Origin of the sequence: Sphingomonas sp., assembly GCF_035998645.1 — a bacterium.
Lineage (GTDB): Bacteria > Pseudomonadota > Alphaproteobacteria > Sphingomonadales > Sphingomonadaceae > Sphingomonas.
Genome location: NZ_DASYHL010000004.1, coordinates 619,068 through 639,049, shown reverse-complemented (window position 1 = coordinate 639,049; position 19,982 = coordinate 619,068). Strand labels below are relative to the sequence as shown.

The 19,982-nt window shown below is 67.1% G+C and carries 17 protein-coding genes; 4 read left to right on the top strand and 13 right to left on the bottom strand.

Annotated elements, in window-relative coordinates; all coding sequences use genetic code 11:
* Nucleotides 1-112 precede the first annotated feature (112 nt).
* The 5 genes from VGN66_RS12385 to folE form a co-directional block, all read right to left on the bottom strand.
* Nucleotides 113-382 carry a hypothetical protein gene (locus VGN66_RS12385; RefSeq protein ID WP_327519118.1) on the bottom strand — a complete coding sequence of 90 codons (270 nt, stop codon included), beginning with the start codon at nucleotides 380-382 and terminating at the stop codon, nucleotides 113-115.
* 114 nt (nucleotides 383-496) lie between these two features.
* Nucleotides 497-1,042: an energy transducer TonB gene (locus VGN66_RS12380; protein WP_327519117.1), complete on the bottom strand. Its 546-nt coding sequence runs from the start codon at nucleotides 1,040-1,042 to the stop codon at nucleotides 497-499.
* Nucleotides 1,033-1,413, bottom strand: coding sequence for a dihydroneopterin aldolase (locus tag VGN66_RS12375; RefSeq protein WP_327519116.1), 381 nt, complete (start codon nucleotides 1,411-1,413; stop codon nucleotides 1,033-1,035). The genes VGN66_RS12380 and VGN66_RS12375 overlap by 10 nt, the downstream gene beginning before the upstream one ends.
* Nucleotides 1,406-2,155 (bottom strand): SDR family oxidoreductase, encoded by a 750-nt coding sequence (locus VGN66_RS12370; protein WP_327519115.1) that lies wholly within the window; start codon nucleotides 2,153-2,155, stop codon nucleotides 1,406-1,408. Before VGN66_RS12370 ends, VGN66_RS12375 begins: the two co-directional genes overlap by 8 nt.
* Nucleotides 2,155-2,778: a GTP cyclohydrolase I FolE gene (folE, locus tag VGN66_RS12365; RefSeq protein WP_327519114.1), complete on the bottom strand. Its 624-nt coding sequence runs from the start codon at nucleotides 2,776-2,778 to the stop codon at nucleotides 2,155-2,157. Before folE ends, VGN66_RS12370 begins: the two co-directional genes overlap by 1 nt.
* A 231-nt stretch (nucleotides 2,779-3,009) precedes the next feature.
* Between folE and VGN66_RS12360 the strand changes: the two genes are divergently transcribed.
* The 3 genes from VGN66_RS12360 (at nucleotide 3,010) to VGN66_RS12350 (ending at nucleotide 7,561) form a co-directional block, all read left to right on the top strand.
* Nucleotides 3,010-5,703, top strand: a complete 2,694-nt coding sequence (locus VGN66_RS12360) for a TonB-dependent receptor (RefSeq protein ID WP_327519113.1) — start codon at nucleotides 3,010-3,012, stop codon at nucleotides 5,701-5,703.
* 451 nt (nucleotides 5,704-6,154) lie between these two features.
* Nucleotides 6,155-6,424, top strand: a complete 270-nt coding sequence (locus VGN66_RS12355; protein ID WP_224922655.1) for an SWIB/MDM2 domain-containing protein — start codon at nucleotides 6,155-6,157, stop codon at nucleotides 6,422-6,424.
* Nucleotides 6,425-6,541: 117 nt separating this feature from the next.
* Nucleotides 6,542-7,561 carry a sensor histidine kinase gene (locus VGN66_RS12350; protein ID WP_327519112.1) on the top strand — a complete coding sequence of 340 codons (1,020 nt, stop codon included), beginning with the start codon at nucleotides 6,542-6,544 and terminating at the stop codon, nucleotides 7,559-7,561.
* Nucleotides 7,562-7,613: 52 nt separating this feature from the next.
* Here the strand turns inward: VGN66_RS12350 and VGN66_RS12345 are convergent, their stop codons facing one another.
* The 8 genes from VGN66_RS12345 to VGN66_RS12310 all read right to left on the bottom strand — a co-directional run bounded on the left by VGN66_RS12345 (nucleotide 7,614) and on the right by VGN66_RS12310 (nucleotide 18,277).
* Entirely contained in the window at nucleotides 7,614-8,798 is a 1,185-nt protein-coding gene (locus VGN66_RS12345; protein WP_327519111.1) for a carbohydrate porin, read from the bottom strand.
* A gap of 38 nt (nucleotides 8,799-8,836) precedes the next feature.
* Nucleotides 8,837-9,913 carry a PepSY-associated TM helix domain-containing protein gene (locus VGN66_RS12340; protein ID WP_327519110.1) on the bottom strand — a complete coding sequence of 359 codons (1,077 nt, stop codon included), beginning with the start codon at nucleotides 9,911-9,913 and terminating at the stop codon, nucleotides 8,837-8,839.
* 77 nt (nucleotides 9,914-9,990) lie between these two features.
* Nucleotides 9,991-10,953 (bottom strand): alpha/beta hydrolase fold domain-containing protein, encoded by a 963-nt coding sequence (locus tag VGN66_RS12335; protein ID WP_327519109.1) that lies wholly within the window; start codon nucleotides 10,951-10,953, stop codon nucleotides 9,991-9,993.
* Nucleotides 10,935-14,117, bottom strand: a complete 3,183-nt coding sequence (locus VGN66_RS12330) for an amidohydrolase family protein (RefSeq protein WP_327519108.1) — start codon at nucleotides 14,115-14,117, stop codon at nucleotides 10,935-10,937. Before VGN66_RS12330 ends, VGN66_RS12335 begins: the two co-directional genes overlap by 19 nt.
* A gap of 133 nt (nucleotides 14,118-14,250) precedes the next feature.
* Complete coding sequence (proC, locus tag VGN66_RS12325; RefSeq protein WP_327519107.1) at nucleotides 14,251-15,027, bottom strand: pyrroline-5-carboxylate reductase; 777 nt, start codon at nucleotides 15,025-15,027, stop codon at nucleotides 14,251-14,253.
* The gene (locus tag VGN66_RS12320) at nucleotides 15,027-16,283 is read right to left on the bottom strand and encodes an amidohydrolase family protein (RefSeq protein ID WP_327519106.1); all 1,257 of its coding nucleotides are present in this window, start codon (nucleotides 16,281-16,283) and stop codon (nucleotides 15,027-15,029) included. The genes proC and VGN66_RS12320 overlap by 1 nt, the downstream gene beginning before the upstream one ends.
* A complete protein-coding gene (locus VGN66_RS12315; protein ID WP_327519105.1) occupies nucleotides 16,280-17,644 on the bottom strand; it encodes an amidohydrolase family protein in 1,365 nt (454 codons plus the stop codon). Before VGN66_RS12315 ends, VGN66_RS12320 begins: the two co-directional genes overlap by 4 nt.
* Nucleotides 17,645-17,647: 3 nt before the next feature.
* The gene (locus VGN66_RS12310; protein ID WP_327519104.1) at nucleotides 17,648-18,277 is read right to left on the bottom strand and encodes an FMN-binding negative transcriptional regulator; all 630 of its coding nucleotides are present in this window, start codon (nucleotides 18,275-18,277) and stop codon (nucleotides 17,648-17,650) included.
* A gap of 166 nt (nucleotides 18,278-18,443) precedes the next feature.
* Between VGN66_RS12310 and VGN66_RS12305 the strand changes: the two genes are divergently transcribed.
* Nucleotides 18,444-19,907, top strand: a complete 1,464-nt coding sequence (locus tag VGN66_RS12305; RefSeq protein ID WP_327519103.1) for a PLP-dependent aminotransferase family protein — start codon at nucleotides 18,444-18,446, stop codon at nucleotides 19,905-19,907.
* Nucleotides 19,908-19,982 lie beyond the last annotated feature (75 nt).

Sequence of the window (19,982 nt, the reverse complement as noted above, 5' to 3'; positions counted from 1 at the left end):
CCAGTCGTGTGAAATTGCAGGGTGTGCGCCCGCGTCGCGAGCGCCAGTGATTCGAATGCGAAATGGATGCCAGCCGCAGGCCCCCGACAGGGACAGGCGGCGGCGCGCGCGGCTATTCGAGCCGGCGTTCGCTGGTCAGGCGGGCGGAGGTGCCGACCGGGGCGTCATGGATCGCGAACAGCGCAACAGCGGGCGCTTCGCGGGTGGCAAGGGGTCGGCTGGCAACCGCCGCCGCGACGCGCGACACCGCCTCGACGGTCGTGTCGGCGGTGCGGGAAATGGCGGTGTCGCTGCGCTGCTGGAATCCGCGCATATCCCGGTCACCGGCGATAACACCGGTGAGGCTCGCGAGGAGCGCAGAGAGGAACAGCAGCAATTGCACGCGAAAACCCGTTAAACGGCCCCTTGTTGCCCGCCGCTGAACGACGGACCGGCTGGACATAGGGATTGGACGCGGCTTCGTCCAACTGAAAACCCGAATTTCTGGCTTCGAAAGCTATCGCAAATGCTTGGCGATGAACTCCGCCGGATCGCCGACACCGTGAATCGTCGACGCTCTCAGCGGGTCGCCGCCTGCGCCAAGGATCGTATCGGTCCACGTCTTGCACCAGTCGGCTTTGATGACATGACGCTGCCCGCCATGTTCGGTCGTGCAAACAAAACCCGCATCTGATTTCGTCACCTGGATGACCAACGACCCGCCTTGGGGGATTTTCCAGTTTATCCGCGAGCGAAACACGCCCTCCGCCGGTTGCCCGGCAGCGTCGCGGGCTGGCGTGAACCGAGCGCGCTGCAGCAGCAGCGCACAGGTGCCGGAGTCGAGCGACGGCGAGCCGGAACTCGTCGTTATCTCGCACTTCGTAGGCACGCCATCGGCACCAACCACGAGCATAAACGCAACGGGCCCCTGCTCCTTCGCACGAAGCGCATCGACCGGGTAATCGCCACTGGTAACCCAGCCGGCAGGGTCAATCGGCTTTGCATGCGTGGAGACCACCGCGCTCGCCTGCACCGCAAGCGTCAACAAGGCTGTCAGGAACATGACCGTTCTCCGCTCGTCTGCGCCCTGCGCACCACCTCACACCCTACCCGCGCGTCGGGGTACACGTCGAGCTTCATCGAGCGCACGCGGACTTCGGCGACGCGGGGGTCGGCGGACAAGGCGAGTGCGGCGACGGCGTCGCACAGAGTTTCCTGAAGCTCGATATGCCCCTTCGCCGCGAGTGCGAGGATACCGCTGCGCAGATAGTCGTAATCGACCACGGCATCGATCGCATCCTGTGGCGGCGCATCATAGACGCAGCGCATCGCGACGTTGAGTTCGACCCGCTGTGGCGCGGCGCGCTCATGGTCGTGGATGCCAAGGCCGATTTCGGCGACGAGACCGTCGAGATGGATGGTGTATTCAGCCATGCGGGCGGTCCCTTCCGGTGAACATCACGTCGCTGTCGCGCTTCACGAGGCGCTGGCCGCAATCGACGAAGATGTTCTGGCCGGTGATGCTGCGGGTGGTGAGCAGATAGGCGACGGTCGCGGCTAGATCGCTGAGGTCGACCGGGCGCTCGAGCAGATTGGCCGAGGCGACGATGGCGAACTCCTCCGGCGTCTGGTCGAGGCTCGGCAGGCTCAGCCCCGGCGAGACGGCGTTGACGCGGACGCGCGGGGCAAGCTGCATCGCGAGCAGGGTCGTGGCTTCGGCGAGCGCTGCCTTGCTCAGCGTGTAGGTCAGGAAATCGGGGTTGGGGTTGGCGAGCTTCTGATCGAGCAGGTTGACGATCGCCCCCTCCCCCAGCCCGACCTGCGCGGCCAGCGCGGAGGCGAGCAGCAATGGCGCGCCGACATTGATGTGCATGTGACGGTCGAGCCCGGCATAGTCGGCGAGCGGCATCGCGTCCCACGCAAAGCGCGAGGCATTGTTGACGAGCCCTTCGACCGGTCCGCCCAGCGCATCGGCGGCGGCGGCGATCAGATTGCGGGTGTCGGCTGCATCGGACAGGTCGGCAGTGACCGGGGCGATGCCGAGTTCGTCCGCGAGCGCCGCTGCCTCGTCATGCGAGTCATGATGATGGACCGCGACCGCGTGCCCGTCCGCAACGAGCCGCCGCACGATCGCCGCGCCGATCCGCCGCGCGCCGCCAGTGACCAGTATCCGCATCAATAGCCCATCAGCGCGAGCACTTCCTTGCGGCTGCGCTCATCTTCGCGGAATGTGCCCATCATGCGGCTGGTGACCATGCCGACACCCGGCGTGCGCACGCCACGCGCGGTCATGCAGGCGTGGCTTGCCTCGATCACCACCGCGACGCCGCGCGGCTTGAGGTGTTCCCAGATGCAATCGGCGACCTCGGCAGTCAGGCGTTCCTGCACCTGAAGCCGGCGGGCAAAGGCGTGGAGCACGCGGGCGAGCTTGGAAATGCCGACGACATGGTCCTGTGGCAGATAGGCGATCGACGCCTTGCCGATGATCGGCGCCATGTGATGTTCGCAATGCGACTGAAACGGAATGTCCTTGAGCAGGACGATCTCGTCATAGCCGCCGACCTCTTCGAACACGCGGCTGAGGTGATGGGCGGGGTCCTCGCCATAGCCCTGGCAATATTCCTTCCACGCGCGCGCCACGCGCTTGGGCGTGTCGATCAGCCCTTCGCGACTCGGGTCGTCACCAGCCCAGCGCAACAGCGTGCGGATCGCATCGGCGACCTCATCCGGCACCGAAATCTTCGGTGGCGAGGCGACCATGTCGCCATCCATCGCATCGTCATGATCTTGGCAGCTCATCCGGCCCCGTCCCCCGAAACTTCCTGTTACGCTACGGCATGCGGATGCGGCCGTGTTGCCCAGCGGCCACAGATGGTATCGTAACGGGAAATAGCAAGCATTTCCGCCGGATTGACGGGGCGATTTGACGTTGACGTAAGGATTCGAGCGACGGTAGCGTGCGGGTTAACGACAACAAGAAGAATGGTCCCGGAGGGAAGACCCCGGAGAACCCAGAGAGGAGAGAACCCCATGCGAACACTCCAGCTGTTTTCCGCATCCGCGCTCGCGCTGATTGCGGCCACCCCGGCCATCGCCCAGGACACCACCACCCCCGCCGCGCAGGAAGAAGAGGCTTCGGGTAACGAAGTCGTCATCACCGCCACCCGCCGCAACGAAACCGTGCAGGACGTGCCGATCGCGGTGACCGCGGTCCCCGCCGCGCTGCTCGAGAATGCCGGCATCGAGGATATTCGCGGGCTGGAGCAGCTGGCACCGTCGCTGCAGAGCTCGACCGGCCAGTCGTCGGCGACCGGCACCACCTTGTATATCCGCGGTATCACCACCGCGGGCGACAACCCCGGCTTCGAACCGGCGGTCGGCGTGTTCATCGACGGCGTGTTCCGCGCGCGTGCGGGCGTCGCGATTTCGGAGCTGCCGCAGCTTGAGCGCGTCGAAGTTCTGCGTGGTCCGCAGGGCACGCTGTTCGGCCGCAACACCTCGGCCGGCGCGCTGTCGATCTTCACTGCGCAGCCGGCGTTCGAGCTCGGCGGCTATCTGGAAGGCAGCTACGGCAACTATAACGCGTTCGAGCTGAAGGGCGCGATCACCGGCCCGGTGACCGACCAGCTCGCGCTGCGCGTCGATGGCGGCTATCGCAAGCGCGACGGTTATATCGAGGACGTCAACGCCGACCGCTCGTTCAACAATATCGATCGTTGGTACGCGCGTGGTCAGGCACTGTACGACACCTCGACCTTCTCGCTGCGTGTGATCGCCGATTATTACGAGACCGACGAGCAGTGCTGCGGCGCGATCTCGGCGGTGCGCGGACCGTTCGCGCCGCTGATCGAAGGTATCGCCGGGGCGCAGGGCCTGGATGGCCTGTTCACGGGCACGAACCGTTCGGTGAACGGCCTGCCGACCACCGTCGATCCCGAGCAGCGCCGCATGGCCGCATCGCCCAACCGCGACCTGAGCGAGCGCGTGCGCGACTGGGGCGTTTCGGCCGAGATCAACGCCGAACTGGGCGACATCAAACTCACGTCGATCACCGCCTATCGCGACTGGCGCGTGCGGCGTAACCAGGATGTCGATTTCTCGGGCATCGATCGCGCCTATCGCGAAGGCTATCGCAACGAGCTGGTCGACTTCACCCAGGAGCTGCGCTTCCAGGGTTCGGCGTTCGGTGGCACGCTCGACTGGCTGGTCGGCGGCTTCTACCTGAACGAAACCAACAAGGTCCACGACACAGTCCGCGTCGGCAACGACGGCAACCGCTATGTCGACTCGATCTTCAACGCGCTGGCCGGTCCGACGTTCGGAACGCCGCTGCAATTCTACGGCTCGCTCGGCGGCACCGTGCCAACCTTTGGCCAGGTGATTCTCAACCCGGCGGCACCGCCGGCCGCCTATGGGGCGGCCGCGCCGCTCGTCGGCTGTTTCCGCACCGCCGCCGGCACCGCGCCATCGGGCACGATCCCGGTCCCGGTCTGCAACGCACTCGGCTTTTCGCCAACCCCGGTCGCCGGCCTTGCGGCGCTGGCCGCAGGTCCCCTGCCCGGCGTGGCCGCCGGTCAGGGCAACAACAACGACTATCGCGTCAAGACCAACGCCTTCGCGCTGTTCACGCACAACATCATCAACATCAGCGACAAGTTGTCGCTGACGCTGGGTGCGCGCTGGAACTATGAGAAGAAGGACTTCACCGCGACGGTCAGCAACAACACCGGCAGCTGCACCTTCTTCAACCAGGTGCGGGCGGGCAACACGGCGGCGGTCCAGTACGCCACGCTGCTTCGCCAGCTCGGCCTGTTCAACAACCTGTTCCTGCTGAGCTGCAACCCGGCGATCAACACCGAGTTCAACGGGAGCTATGCGCACGACCGCGATGAGAGCAAATTCACCGGCACCGCCAAGCTGGCGTACAAGGTGAATTCCGACATCCTCGTCTATGGTGGCTATGACCGCGGCTACAAGTCGGGCGGCTACAATATGGATCAGGCGACGTTCGACAGCGTCCTGCTGGGCGGCAACGGCCCGCAGGCGAGCGATCTGGAGTTCGGGTCGGAATCGGTCGACGCCTATGAAATCGGCGTGAAGACGCAGTGGGGCCGCGCCTTCACCTTCAACATCGCCGCCTTCTACCAGAAGTTCAGCAACCTTCAGTCGCTGGTCTTCAGCGGCAACAACTTCGTTGTCCAGAATGTCGACAGCACGACCAGCAAGGGCGTGGAGCTGGAATCGATCATCCAGCCGGCGCGCGACTTCACCGTCCGTCTGGGCTACAGCTACATCGACGCGCAATATGATGCCGACAACAACTTCACCGGCACCCCGTTGCAGGGCCAGGAAGGCCGTCAGGTCAGCAACCAGCCCAAGCACACGGTGACGGTGGCAACGACCTGGACGCCGAGCATCACGTCGGGCATCCGTGGCCTCGTCCATGTCGACATGCGCTACAACAGCGAGGTCAACATCCCGTCGAACAACCCGAACCCGGCGACGGGCCGGACTGCTCTCTACAATCAGGGATATCCGCTGGTTGGGGCGCGGATCGGTATCCAGACCGAGGATCGCCAGAAGAGCCTGGAGTTCTTTGTCGAGAACCTGACCAACCAATATTACCACGTCACCGGTTTCGCGGTGCCCGAGCAGACCGGCAACTATGCCGCCTATCCAGGCCTGCCGCGCTTCTTCGGCGTGAAGGCGAAGGTCGGCTTCTGATCCTGGCCTGATCGGGGCCGGGTATCCGGTCCTGCGAGACATGGGGCGCGTCCGGGACACCGGGCGCGCCTCTTCGGTTTCAGCTTCGCTGAATCGCGGCACCGGCCCGCTCCCCCACCCGGCCACCCATAGAATACTGGCGTTGGATGCCCGGGTGGGGAACCGGGCCGGTACCGCGATCATGGCGGCGGCGCGGGCCGGTGAGCTGATATGAACGGATCGAAACGCCGCTCGATTGCGCCGGATCGCCCCTCTGGAGCGGTGGAGAGGCGAGTTCTCCACAAACAAACGTGTCAAACCCCCTTGGAACCGCATCAAATACGTGCATCGTGGAGAGAACCGGATTACATCCGGCGCAGCGACAACGGTGGCAAGGCTTTGTTCTGGCCGTCGGCGCTGACCAAGATCGGGATCCGGCATCGGTTGCCGGACCGCAGAGGAGAAGAATAGAATGGCCGAAAACAAGGCATCTGGCGGCGCCCGTGGCGGGATCGCCAAGCCCGTCACCCCCTCGCCCGAGCTCGCCGCTATCGTCGGCACCGCAGAGCTGCCGCGCAGCGAGATCGTCAGCAAGATGTGGGAATACATCAAGAAGCACAATCTCCAGAACCCCGAGAACAAGCGCGAGATTCTGGCCGACGACAAGCTGAAGCCCATTTTCGGCGCGGACAAGGTGACGATGTTCGAGATGAACAAGCACATCGCGAAGCACGTCAAGTAAGTTACGTTCCGGAGCAATCCGGATCGGACAGCGAGAGCCTCCGAAGCCGCTGGCTTCGGAGGCTTTTTCGATCCAAGATAGTACCTCGCAGTGGCGGGGGGACCGGGGGGACCACGGGTGAACGGGTATACGGGGCGACTGCTGGAGCGACTTCCGCTTGCCCGCGCGCATCGCTGGCAGGGCTATAGCGCTGCCATCCTGCTGTCGCTGATCGGGCTGGTGACGCGATGGGCGCTGGCCGGTTCCTTCCCGCCAGGCTTCCCCTTTCTCACCTTTTTCCCGGCAGTGGTGCTGTCGGGGTTCCTGTTCGGGCGCGGCCCCGGCATCCTCTCGGCGGTGCTGTGCGGAGCGTTCGCCTGGTATTTCTTCATCCCGCCGGAAATGAGCTTCGCGCTCGAAAGCGGCGCTGCGATCGCGATGGGGTTCTATGTCGGCGTCGTGGCTGTGGACCTGTTGCTGATCGACTGGATGCAGCGCGGCACCGCGCAGCTGCGGGTAGAGCGCGAGCGGTGCGAGAAGCTGGCACAGCGCAGCCATTTGCTGTTCAGCGAGCTGCAGCACCGGGTGTCGAACAATCTGCAGATGGTCGGCGCGGTGCTGACGTTGCAGCAGCGCAGCGTCGCCGATCCGGCGGCGCGGCAGGCGCTGGTCGATGCCGGGGCGAAACTGCAGACGATCGGGCGGATCCAGCGCCAGCTCTACGACCATAGCGGCGATCCCCAGACGCTGGAGCGGATACTGCCCGACCTGGTCGATGATCTGCTCGCGACGTCGGGACGCCCGGGCGTCACGGCGACGGTCGAGGTCGACAGCGCGATCAAGCTTCCGCCGGATTCGATCATCCCGGTCGCGCTGATCGTGGCGGAAACCATCGCCAACGCGGTCGAGCACGGCTTTGCCGAGCGCGAGATCGGGCGGATCGAGGTGCGCATGTGCGTGAGCGTCGGAAGCGTGACGCTGACGATCGCGAACGACGGAGCAAGCCCGCCAGCGGACTTCAGCGCGGCGGCGGCGACCAGCTTGGGTCTGCGAATTTCGCGCACTCTGGCCGATCAGCTTGGCGGCAGTTTCGACCTGACGCCGCGCGATGAAGGTGGCGCAGTCGCCACGCTGCGGTTCCCGCCCACCGCAGGATAATGCGCGGGGCGCACCTGGGCGGCGTCTTGCGTTGGCCGGACGAGGCAGACCGCTAGTTCAGCAGCGCGTGCAGGCTCCATTCGGTGCGCACGCCCAGCACCACTGCGTCGGCGACGCCGGGATCGGCGGACGGGCGGCGGACATAATGGGCGTTGGGCTGGATCGCGAGCCAGGGTGTGACCTGCGCGCGATAGGTGAGTTCGACGGCGACTTCGGACGCCTCCGCGCCGGTCGCGGCGCGATAGGGATCGGCGGTGAAGGCTGCGGCGATCGCGATGCCGAACGCGTCCTCGTCGCGCCCCTTGACCCAGCCGGTGAAGTTGAGCCCGCCGCTGAGAAACCGGTCGAACCTATTGAACCGGCTGCTTGCGACCCCGGCGCGGATGAAGGCGTCGAGCGTGCCGTCGTCGCGCCGCGCGAGCGGGAGCTGTGCGCGGACATAGCTGCCCGAATTGCCGGTTTCCGCGCCCGCGCCATCGGTGCGATCGAACGCCGCCGTGTAGCGCCAATGGCCGAGCAACAGCTTCCCCCCGGCGAGCGGCGCTTCGACCTCGCCGACCAGCAGCGCGCCATCACCCTTGCCGAGCCTGACCGCCGTGCGCGCGGGCCGTGCCGGGTCGCCGGGAACGCCGTCGAGCACCGCCGCGCGCACCGCCCAGCCCTCCGCCGGGGCAAAGGCAACGCGCGCGGCGAGCGATGTGGACGGGAAGATCGACGGACCATTTTGCCCGCTCTGCGCGAAATCGGTGCCGATCCCGTGCGGGCTGCTGACGAACAGCCCCGATGCATCGAGCGCGTCGAATTCGGAGTTGAGGTCGTAGAGCCCGACGCGGAGTGAGGCGGCGTCGCCGAACTTCTGGTCGACCCACGCCTCATACAGCCGGATCGCGCGGGTGCCGGTTTCGATGTTGCTCACCGCCTGCGCATCGCCGACCAGATCGCTGATCGAATTGCCATTGTTGTAGAGGCCGTAGAGCCACAATTGCGCGCCGGTCCAGCCGACCATCCGCTCAAGATCGGCGTCGAACACGATGTCGAGATTGTCGAGGTAACGCGTGCCCCGCTCCACCCCGCCCGCGGCATTTCCCATGAGTTCGGCGGTATAGACGACCTCGAAATTCCACGGCTTCTCGTCACCGCCTTCCTGCGCCGGAAGCGTGCGATGGGTGTGCGTCTGCCCTTCGCGTTCGTCGCGTGGCGGCTCGAGTGCGGTCAGGGCGAGGAAGGGAAGCAGCATCGGGTCTCACCATCAACAGGGATTGGAACAGCCGGCGATCACGCCGCCCGGCGCGGTTTGCGGCGCTTGAGCCAGAGCAGCACGCCGGCGACGATCATCGTGATCAGCCACAGGCCGATCGCGATCGACAGGATCCGGCCGATCAGCCCGCCCGCCTCGCCGGTGTGGATCGGGAACAGCGCGCTCATGAACCGGTTCGCCGCGCTCGCCTCAGCGATCGGGAAGACGCCGCGCACCTGCCCGTTATTGGCATCGACCAGCACATAGCTGCCGCCATAGGCGCGGCGCAGTTCGTCGGGCGCGCGCAGCCGGACGCGCCAGGTTGCGTCGTCAGGCTTGGGCCAGGCGACCTGGGTCAGGCTGCTGCCGGGAAGCGCCTCCAGCCCGGCGCGCGCCGCTGCGGCAAAGCCGATCTGCGCACCGGTTGGCGCAACTGCGGGCATCGCGACCGGCGCCGCCCCGACCAGATCGCCAACCCCATCCTCAAACTTGAGCAGCGTTCCGCTCGCCGCGATGACGAGTGCCGGGATGCCGACCCACAGGCCGAGCGCGCGGTGCCAGCTGTACAGCCGTGGGGCGGCGGGGCCGCGCATCGCCGGGCGCAAGGCACGCCCCCACGTCCCGCGCCGTGGCCAGGCGGCGATGATGCCGAGGATCAGGTTGGTGCAGAGCAGGACGCCACTGATCGACACCAGCCAGCTGCCCCATGCGCCGAGCAGGTCGTGATGAAAGCCGACCAGGAAGCCCATCAGGCTTTCCTCATCGGGCTTTGGCGCGTGGAGCAGTGTGCCATCCCCGGCGATCCGCGCCGAGGCGCTGGTCCCCTGCGCATCCTGAAAATAAACAGTGTAGCGGTCCGGCGCGCCTGCGGCGGTCCAGATCGACGCGACCTTGCCCCCCTGCGGCACCAGCGCGTCGATCCGCCGTTCGATCGCGGCAAGATCGGTGGGACGGTGCAGCGACGAGATGCCCGCGTCGGTGATCTCCCAATGGAAGACGATCAGCACGCCGGTCAGCGCCTGAAGCAGCCAGAACACCGCCGCACCCAGGCTGAGCCAGCGGTGCAGCTTCAGGATCGACCGACGAAGCGTCGGCGCTGAGGTCGATGCGGTCATACGGCCTTGTCTGGCGCAATGGGGTGGACCGCCAAACCTCCACTTTCCGGAACGGTCGGGGACCAACCCCGGCCGCGCTATTCCAGACTCTTCGCGACGAACCGCGCGCCATCGGCAATCGCCTCCCGCGCCACCGCCGCCACCGACATGGCTTCGAGGAAGCTGTGCGTCGCGCCGGGATAAGTCTTGTCCGCCGTCGCCACCCCCGCCGCCCGCAGCCGCGCGGCCATCGCCACCGACTGTTCGGTGAGAAGGTCGCATTGCGGGATGACCAGGAACACCGACGGCATCCCTGCCATGTCGGCTAGCAGCGGGCAGACCAGCGGGTCGGCGCATTCACGCGCCATGTCGGTCAGGTAGTTGGTGTAATAGGCGAGCGCCTCGTCGCGATCGAGGTTGGAGGTCGGCCCGCCGAACGTCGCTTCGGCTTCGTCGGAGATGATGTTCGAGAAATAGCCGTAATTGGACAGGATCGCGCGGACCACCCCGCCCTCCCCCCGGTCGCGCAGGCGCAGCGCAGTGGCGAAGCTGAGGTTCGCCCCCGCAGAATCCCCGCCCATCGCCAGACGGCTGCCGTCGATGCCCAGCTCGTCGCCATGGTCGCGCAGCCACAGCATCAGCGCCGCGATCCGATCGAGCGCGACCGGATATTTATGCTCGGGCGACAGCGGATAATCGACGCCGACCACCGCAAAGCCTCCGGCGGCAGCATATTCGCGCATCAGCCGGTCATGCGTGTCGATGCTGAACAAAGTGAACCCGCCGCCGTGCAGATAGACCAAAGCGGGCGCAGGCTCACGCGCACCTTCGGGCAGATAGACGCGGATGCGCAGCGACCCGGCACCGGGATCGAACACCCGCTCCACCGTCCGAGCCATCACCGGCCCACCCTCGGCCCAGCGTGACCGCACCGCTTCGCACACCGCGCGCTGGCCGGGATAGTCGAGCGACCCGAGCGGCGGATGCGCGGCCCAGCGCGCGGACATCGCATCGAGGAACTCGCGGATTTCGGGGTCGATCGTCACGGGTAGGGTAGCCACTGGGTTTCCTTTTCCTCGCCCGCGAACCACGGCGCGGGCAGTTTCCGCCGGTGCGGCCAGAGTTCGTCGAGCGCGTCAGCGTCGAACAACTGGCCCCCGCGCATGACCAGGCTGACCGACCGCGTGTTGCGGATATCGGTCAACGGATCGCGGTCGAACACCACCAGATCGGCATATTTGCCGACCTCCAGCGTGCCCATGTCGCCGAGCCGCCCGATCACCTCGGCCGCGCCTGCAGTGGCGGCGTGGAGCACCGCGATCGGCGTCATCCCGCCCAGAACATGCGCTTCCATCTCGTAATGATAGCCAATGCCGGGATCATCGCCATGCGCGCCCATGCCCACCAGTGCGCCGGCTTCGGCAAGGCGCGCGGTATCCCTGGCGAGCACTGGCGCACGACTGGCGGCGAGCGAGGACCAGTCGCGCTGGGCCAGCTTCGCCGCGATCGTCGCGGGGGGCCAGAAACGGCGGACCTTGGGATCGAGTGCGGGGTCGTATTTGGCGACGAAATGGTGCCGGGCGGCGGGGCCACTAGTGTTGACGAGCAGGGTCGCGACATAGCTGGTGCGGGTCAGCGCGAACAGCTTGAGGACATCCTCCTGCAAGGGCGCGATCGGGAGCGCATGCTCACTGCCGGCATAGCCGTCGAGCAGCTGGCTCAGGATCAGCTTGGGGTTGTGGCTCCCCTCGGTGGTCGGGATCAGGCCCTGCGCGCGCGCCTCCATCGCGATCCATTGGCGGACCGTGCGGCTCTCACCGCGATATTGCTTGATGTTGGTGAGGCCCCACGCCTCGCGATAGCGGCGCAGCACCGCGCGCACCTGCTCGCGCGACGTCAACCGCTCGCGCGCGAAGATGCCGGGACCGGTCGAGCGCAGCCGTGGCGCGACCATCAGGCCGGCGTCGATCAAATCCTGATAGGCGATCTGGTCGATGCTCAGCGTCGAGGGATCGAACGCCGTGGTCACGCCAAAGGCGAGCCGCGCACGCATCGATGTGTCCTCATAGGCAAGCGCATAGCGGCGGATCGAGCCGATATGGTCGTGATCGTCGATCAGGCCGGGCGCGACGGTCTTGCCGCCCAACTCACGCTCCGGCGTGCCGGCGGGCACCGTGAAGCTGCCACGCGGCCCGATGGCGGCGATGCGGTCGCCGGTGACGAGGATGTCGGCATTCTCGATGATCCGATCGCCGCCCGCCATGGTGAGTGCGCGTGCGCCGCGCAGCAGGATGCTGCCTTGCGGCCGGGCGCGGGGCAGTTCGGCGTTCAGCTCGACATGGCTGGTCGGCACCGGCGCGCTTGCGTCGGGCAGGACTTGCAGGAAATTGCCGACCGACCAGACCAGCGCGCCATCGCCGCGCCAGTCGTAGTAGTTCGCCCCGATATCGGTGACCTGCCGCGCCGGGCTGTCCGCTGCGGCGAGGTCCACCGGCTTTTCAGGATTGGCGGGAATGGGCAGCAGATAAAGCTGTTCGCGCGCCTGTGCCGCCAGCCATTTGCCGTCCGGACTGATCCGGATATCGTCCATCTTCGCCGGGGCTTCGGTGAAATAGTAATTCTGGGTCAGCAGCTTGGCCACGTCGCGCTTCGCGCCAGTGGCAAGGTCGATGGCGATAAGCCCATCGTCGCTCATCACGTGCGCGACGCCGGGCGCGGCGCGCGTGAAATGCGGACGCTGGCCCAGAATTCCGCGCGCGACGACCCGCACTGCGCCGCCGCTGGCGGGGATCGCGACCAGTTCGCCGTCGCGCAACGGTGAGACGATATAGCCGCTCAGCTGCCGTGCCGCTGCCGCCGACCGCACCGTCACCACGCTGCGACCGTCGGGCGTGAAGACCGGCCAGGTATAGAAGGCGGACAGCGCGCTCAGCTTCACCGGCGCGCTCTTGCCGTCCGCCGCGACACTCCACACAGCCCCGCCGTCGCGCTCGCTCCAGGTGACATAGGCGATGCGCGTGCCATCGGGGCTCCAGCCCGGCTGCGCCGCCGGATCGCCATGGATCGGCAGACGCAGCGATACGCCGCCCGCAACTGGCTGGACATAGATGCTGCCGAGCGCAGCGAAGGCGACCCGCTGGCCATCGGGCGACGGGCTGGTCCCCATCGGCAGCTTGGCGCGCACCGGGCCGGTCGGCTCGCGCAACGCGATGCGGGTGGGCATCCCGACTTCAAGGTCGAGCTTCGCTGTGAAGGGAATGCGCGTCGCCGCCGATCCATCGACCGGGCGGCGTTCGATCCTGCCATCCACCGCGATCAGGATCGCCTTGCTGTCGGGCGTGAAGCTGTAGCGCGGGATCAGGTCCATCCACTCCGCCCCGTTCATCAGGTCGAGCGGCGCGGGGCCGAGGTCGCGGTCGAGCCCCGTGGCAAGGTCACGCACCCGCAGCCGCGTCTCGGCCATGCGCCGCGTCGCATAGGCGAGCAGCCTGCCATCAGGCGAGATGGCGGGGCGGAAGAAGGTTTCCTTCGCGGCCTCGCGCGCGCCCGAGTTGGTGATGACCGGCTGTTCGGCGCCCGTGGCGATGTGGCGGCGGACGATCGTCCACGCGACCGGCTGGTCGAAGGATGAATCGGCGACGGTGCGCGCGAAATAGAGATATTTGCCGTCGCGCGAGGGCGACACGCCCAATGTGCTTTGCTCGCCGCGCGCGGACTTGATCGGCGCGACGAGTTCGCCCGGCCCGCCGTCCACCGGGTGCCGCCACAGCTCGTAATGGCCGACACGAATGCGGTTGCGGCTGACATAGACCGACTTGCCGTCCGCGCTCCATTCGGGCGAGGTGCGCACCGCGCCCTCATCTTCGTCGGTGATCCGGCGCGCGCCGCTGCCATCGGCGCGGGCGATCCACACATTGTCGCCGCCCGAGCGGTCGCTGACATAGGCGATCCACTGGCCGTCGGGGGAGAAGGTCGGCTGAACCTCGAACGCGAGTCCCTGCGCAATCGGGGTCGCGCGGCCGCCAGTCGCGGGCATGGCGTAGAGTTCGCCCAGCATGTCGAACAGGATCGTCCTGCCATCGGGCGACACCGCCAGCGACATGAAGGTGCCGCTCGACACCTCATAGCTGAGGGTCCGGCGCTCCTTCATCGGCAGATCGTCCCGCGCCAGCGCCGGTGCAGCCAGCGCCAGCAGCGAGACCAATGCCAGCGCACCCCGAGCCATATGCTTCCCCCGAAACCGACGCGCAGACTCTAGCTGCCGGCCACCGGGTCGAAACGGGCCAAGTCCGGATTTCCATGCGCACCAATCAATCAGGCGCCCATGCGCGCGGTGAACGCTGGCCTGCCTGGGGCGGTTATCCGGCGAGTTCGCGCGAACGCGCCGCCGCCGCATCGACGACCGCACGGGCCAGCCGGTCGATCGCATCGTCCTGATCCATCTGCATCAGGCCCGCCGCAGTGGTGCCGCCGGGGCTGGTCACCTGGTTGCGCAGCTCGGCCAGCTCGGCGGGGTCGGCGCCCGCCAGCGCCGCCGCGCCGGTAAAGGTCGCGCGGGCCAGCTGCATCGCGAGATCGGCGGGAAGGCCGGCCTGTGTGCCCGCTTTGGCCAGCGCTTCGGTGAAGCGGAAAAAATAGGCCGGGCCGCTGCCCGATACTGCGGTCACCGCATCGATCTGCCGCTCATCATCGAGCCACACGACCGGGCCGGTCGGGGCGAGCAGCTGGTTGACCGTGGCGAAGTCGCTCATCCGCACGTCGCGTCCGGACACCGCTGCGGTAATCCCCTGCCCGATCGCCGCGGGCGTGTTGGGCATCGTGCGCACCACGCGACCGCTGCCCAGCGCGTCGCCCAGTCCCTGCAATGTGATCCCGGCCATGATCGACACGAACAGAGCGTCGCGCGCGGCAAGCGGGCGCAGCGAGTCGCCGATCGCGGGGAAGATCTGTGGCTTGACCGCCAGCACAACGGCGAGATCGCCGCCCGGCTCGACATCGGCGAGCGCATCGACCCGTTCGGCGCCCTCGGGCAGATCGGTCGCCATCGGATCGAACACCAGCACGCGGTGCGCGCCGTGCCAGCCGCGCGCCATTGCGCCGCCCATCCGCCCGCATCCAACCAGCAACACGTCCATCAGCGCACATCCTTGTAACGTTCAGCGAGCACATCCTGGCGCGAGCGGCTCGACACCGCGCGCCCCTCGACAATCACTCGCACCGCATTGGTCGACGGCTCCAGCGGATCGCCGTCCCATACGACCAGATCCGCATCCGCGCCGGGGGTGAGCGTCCCGCCACCCCGACCCCAGATGGCGAGCGGCGCGGTGGTAACAGCACGCAGCGCCTCAATCCAGCTCAGGCCGTTGGCGACCGCGATCCCCGCGCCCTCGCGCAGCGCCATGCCGGCGTTGTAATTGCTGTGGATCGCCCCGCCCGCCTGACCGATCGCAACGGCAACCCCGGCGCGGCGGAGCAGGGTCGCATTATCCTGCCGCGCGCCGAGTTGGTCGAAACTGCCGGGCAGATTGACCTGCGGGTCGAGCACCACCGCGACCTTTGCCGCCGCAAGCACGTCTGCGGCACGCCACGCCTCGGTGCCGCCGATGATGACGACGCGAATGCCGAACTCGCGCACCAGCGCCGCAGCCTGACGGATGTCGCTTTCGCGATGCGTCTGGATTGCAAGCGGGACGTCGCCGCGCAGCACCGCGCGGATCAGCGCTTCGCCGGCGCGCCTGCCGGGGGGCGGCGGGCCGCCATGCTTGCCCTTCTTTCCCTTGCCCTTTTCCGGGGTCAGTGCGGGTCGCGCATCGACCAGCGCCTTGCGCAGCGCCGCCCACTGCACCGCACGCGACCCCAGCCGGTCCCACGCCCCGCCCCCGATCACCGCGTAGACGCCGACATCGGCGGCATCGAGAATCTCGACCCCGTCACGCAGCCGCGCCATGCTCGCCTCACCATTGAACGGGGCGAAGCGCGACGGTGCGGGATAAATCAGCGCGCGGGTAACGCCATCGGCGCGCGCCAAACTCACCAGCGTCGAGTTGCCGTTGAGCGCGCTGCTCATGTCGAACGCGGCATTGCGCTCGTCCGCCGAGGCCATGTCGCGGGTGTCGCCCGATCCGGACACCTCGACCAGCCCGATCTGGGTCGCGGCGTTGACCAGCCCCGGCGTCACCGGCCTGCCCCGCGCATCGATGACCGTCGCGCCGTCCGGCACCGCGCCGCCCGGCGTGACCGAGACGATCTTGCCGTCCGCGATCACGATCGTCGCGTCACACACGGGGGTTTCGCCCTCGAGCGTCCATGCCTCGGCATGAGTCACCGCGATCGTCTGAGCGGACACAGGCGCGGCAATCGCGAGCGCGATCAGCGACGCGAGGCGCATCATGGGTTGGCACCCCCGCGTCCTGCCTCGAAGTCGGAGACCGGCACCGCAGGCGGGCGGCTGCGATCATAGGCGACCGCGCCGTCGATCAGCACCAGATCAGCCTTGCTGTAGATGCTGAACGGATCGCCCGACCACAGCACCACATCGGCCTGATAGCCCGGTGCAAGCGTGCCGACGCGCTTGTCGAGCCCCAGCAGCCGCGCCGGATTGCTGGTGGTCCATTTGATCATCACTTCGGGCGGAGTCGCGATCCCGATGCGCCGCCCCGCTGCCGCTGCTTTCGCCGCCGCAATGTTGAGCCGCTGGCCATCGGCAGGTGAGTCCGAATGCATCATCACACAGACGCCTGCGCGTTCAAGCAGCGGCGCCTCGGCGCGCACTGCGTCCTGCGCCTCCATCTTGAACCCCCACCAATCGGCCCAGACCGCTGCGCACGTCCCCGACGCGCGCAGCAGGCCGGGGATCTTGTACGCCTCGCTCGCATGATGAATCGCGCCGATGGTGAAGCCGAATTCCTTTGCCACCGCCAGCACCGAGGCGATGTCGTTGGCGCGGTAGCAATGAAAATTGACCCGGATATCGCCCGACAAAATCCCGGCGAGCGTCTCGAGCTTGAGGTCGCGTTTGACCGACGCGCCCCGCTCGACCGCGCGCTTATACGCCTGTGCGTCGCTGAACGATTGGCGCATGAACGCGACGACGCCCTGTCGGCTGGTCGGGCCGTCATTCTTGTCGTCGGCACCCCAGCTTTTGGGGTTTTCGCCGCACGCCATCTTGAAGCCCTGAACGCCGCCCACGGCCTTCATCCCCCACACGGTCGGCGCACGCACCGGCTTTACCACCACCGACCGGCCCGCGAAGATCGGGGTCGACCCGGGCAGGATCTGGATCGTCGTCACCCCCGCCGCCAAGGCGCGATCGAACGCCATATCCTGCGGGTTCACCGCGGTTTCGATCCAGGTGTCGGCGCTGTCGGGGGTCGCAACCTCCGAAACGTCGCTTGCCTCACGGTCGATTGCGGTGAGGGGAAGCACATAGGTGCCGTCATGGCTGTGCACGTCGATAACCCCCGGCGTGACCCAGCGGCCCTTGGCATCCACTTCCCGCACGCCCGGATTGGCCAGCCCCTTCCCCACCGCCACGATCCGGCCGCCGCGTATCAGCACATCGCCGCCGTCGATCCGCCCGCCCGCGCCGTCGAGCACGGTCGCGCCGCGCAGCAGCATGTCGTCAGAGGCCGGGGCCTGATAGCGGCTGGGGAATGGGTCGTGCTTCCACGGGGCAACCGACTGCGCGCCGGCAAAGGGAGCGGCCAGCAGCGCCGCCGCCATTCCAATCCCGATGCTCGCCCTCCGCCGCATCGCCTACCGCCCTTGGTTGAACCGGCGCATCCACGCCGTCATGTCGCCGTCGGGCAGTGCGTCGAGGATCGCGCCGAGCGTCGCGTCATCCTCATCCTGCCCCAGTTTGAACTTGCCCGACACGCTGGTCACGCGCGCGCGAAAGCCGATGATCCGGTCGAGCATCGCATAATAGCGCGGACCCAGCTCTTCCACGCCCCATGGCGCGGCGCGGCCCGCCTCCATCGCGTCGATCAGCACCTTGAGCGCGTATTCGGTCAGCGCAGTGTCGAACTGGACCTCTGCACCGACTGTCAATTGCGCATAGTTCCAGGTCGGCGCCCAGTTGCGGCGTCGCGCATGTTCCGGGCTGACATAGGTTTGCGGCCCGGAAAACAGGATCGTCGCGCGCGGATCGTCGCTCAGCGCCGGGTATAGCGGGTTGGAGCGCATCAGATGCCCGATCAGCTCGACCAGCCGTCCGGCCTCATCGAACACGCCGATCAGCGGCAACTGGCTCGATCCCAGCGCCGCCGCCGCGCCGCCACACACCCAGGCGAGCGGATAGCCCTCGACCAGCGCACGAACATCGGCGTCGCCGAACCGTTCGAACAGCGGAACCTGTACCCCCGTGATGCCGTCCGCGTCGCTCATCTGCCCCGTTACCCGTAATGGTTGGCCCCCTTTCTTTCCGATGGCTGGGGCAGGGACAAGCACCAATTCATAAAAGACCGATGGTCCAGCCCTGGTTGCATGACAGCGAGGTTACAGTTAGCATTGGTACCGATATAGTCCAATTTATTGCAATGGAGATGGTCCAATGCTGCGACCGTGGCAGGTCAGCCTGGGGGATCGCATCGATCCGTCGCGCGATGTTCCGATCTATATGCAGATCATTCAGGCGCTGATCCGCGACATCGAACGCGGGCGACTAACCTCGGGTACCTATCTTCCCAGCAGCCGCGAACTGGCCACCATTTTGGGGGTCAACCGCAAGACCGTGGTGCTGGCCTATGAAGACCTGATCGCGCAGGGCTGGCTGGATTCGGCGGGGACGCGCGGGACAATGGTGTCGGCGTCGCTGCCCGAGCCTGTGACCCGTCAGCGCGCCGGGGTCGAGGCGACGATGAGCGACGCGCCGATCGACTATCGCTACGCCCCGCCGCCCGAACGCCCGCTCGCACTCCCCTCCGGCCCCGGTCTCAAGCTGGACGAGGGCGCGCCGGACGGTCGCCTGTTTCCCGCCGACCTGCTCGCCCGCGCCTATCGCGCCGCCGCGCAGCGTGCGTCCCGCGAAAACCTGTTCCAATACGGCAATCCGCGCGGGTCGCTGACGCTACGGGAGAGCATCGCGACGATGCTCAAGAGCCAGCGCGGCCTGCCGGTCACGGCGGAGAATATCTGCATCACGCGCGGCAGCCAGAACGGCATCTTCCTCGCCGCGCATGTGCTGGTCCGGCCGGGCGATACGGTGATCGTCGAGGCACTGACCTATGAACCGGCGGTCGCCGCATTCCGGTCACTGGGCGCGAACATCGTCTCGGTCGGGCTGGGCGAGGACGGGATCGACGTTGAGGCCGTCGAGCGCGCATGCCGCCGCAACGCGGTGCGTGCGGTGTTCCTGACGCCGCACCACCAATTTCCCACCACCGTATCGCTGCGCCCCGAGCGGCGGCTACGGCTGCTCGAGCTCGCCCATCAGTTTGGCTTTGCGATCATCGAGGATGACTACGACCACGAATTCCATTTCGAATCGCAGCCGCTGTTGCCGATGGCGGGCTATGGCCCCGGCCATGTCATCTACGTCGGGTCGATGTCGAAGCTGCTGCTGCCCGCGTTACGCATCGGCTATGTCGCCGCCCCGCCGCCGGTGATCGATGCGATCGCGCACATGGTGTCGCTGACCGATGGCATGGGCAACACGCTGACCGAGGATGCCGCCGCCGAGCTGATCGAGAATGGCGAACTGCGCCGCCACGCGCGCAAGGTGCGGCAGGTCTATGCCAAGCGACGCGAGAATTTCGCGAAGGAGATCGATCGCGGCTTGGGCGATCTGGTCGACTATCGCATGCCCGATGGAGGCCTCGCCTTCTGGCTGCGTTTTCCCAACACCGACCTCGATACGATGGAGGCGCGCGCGGCAGCCATGGGCCTGCGCTTTGCCGCGTCGCGGTCGTTCATGACCCGCGACGACGCTCCGCGCGGCCTGCGCATCGGCTTTGCCAGCCTGAACGAGCATGAGGCGCGCACGGCGGTCGCTGCACTGCGCGAAGCGGCGGGGTAAATCGCACTGGTCCCGCAAGCCTCGACGCAATTGGATGTTTGCCGATCCAATCGCCGGGTGGAAGCTGGTCGCTCA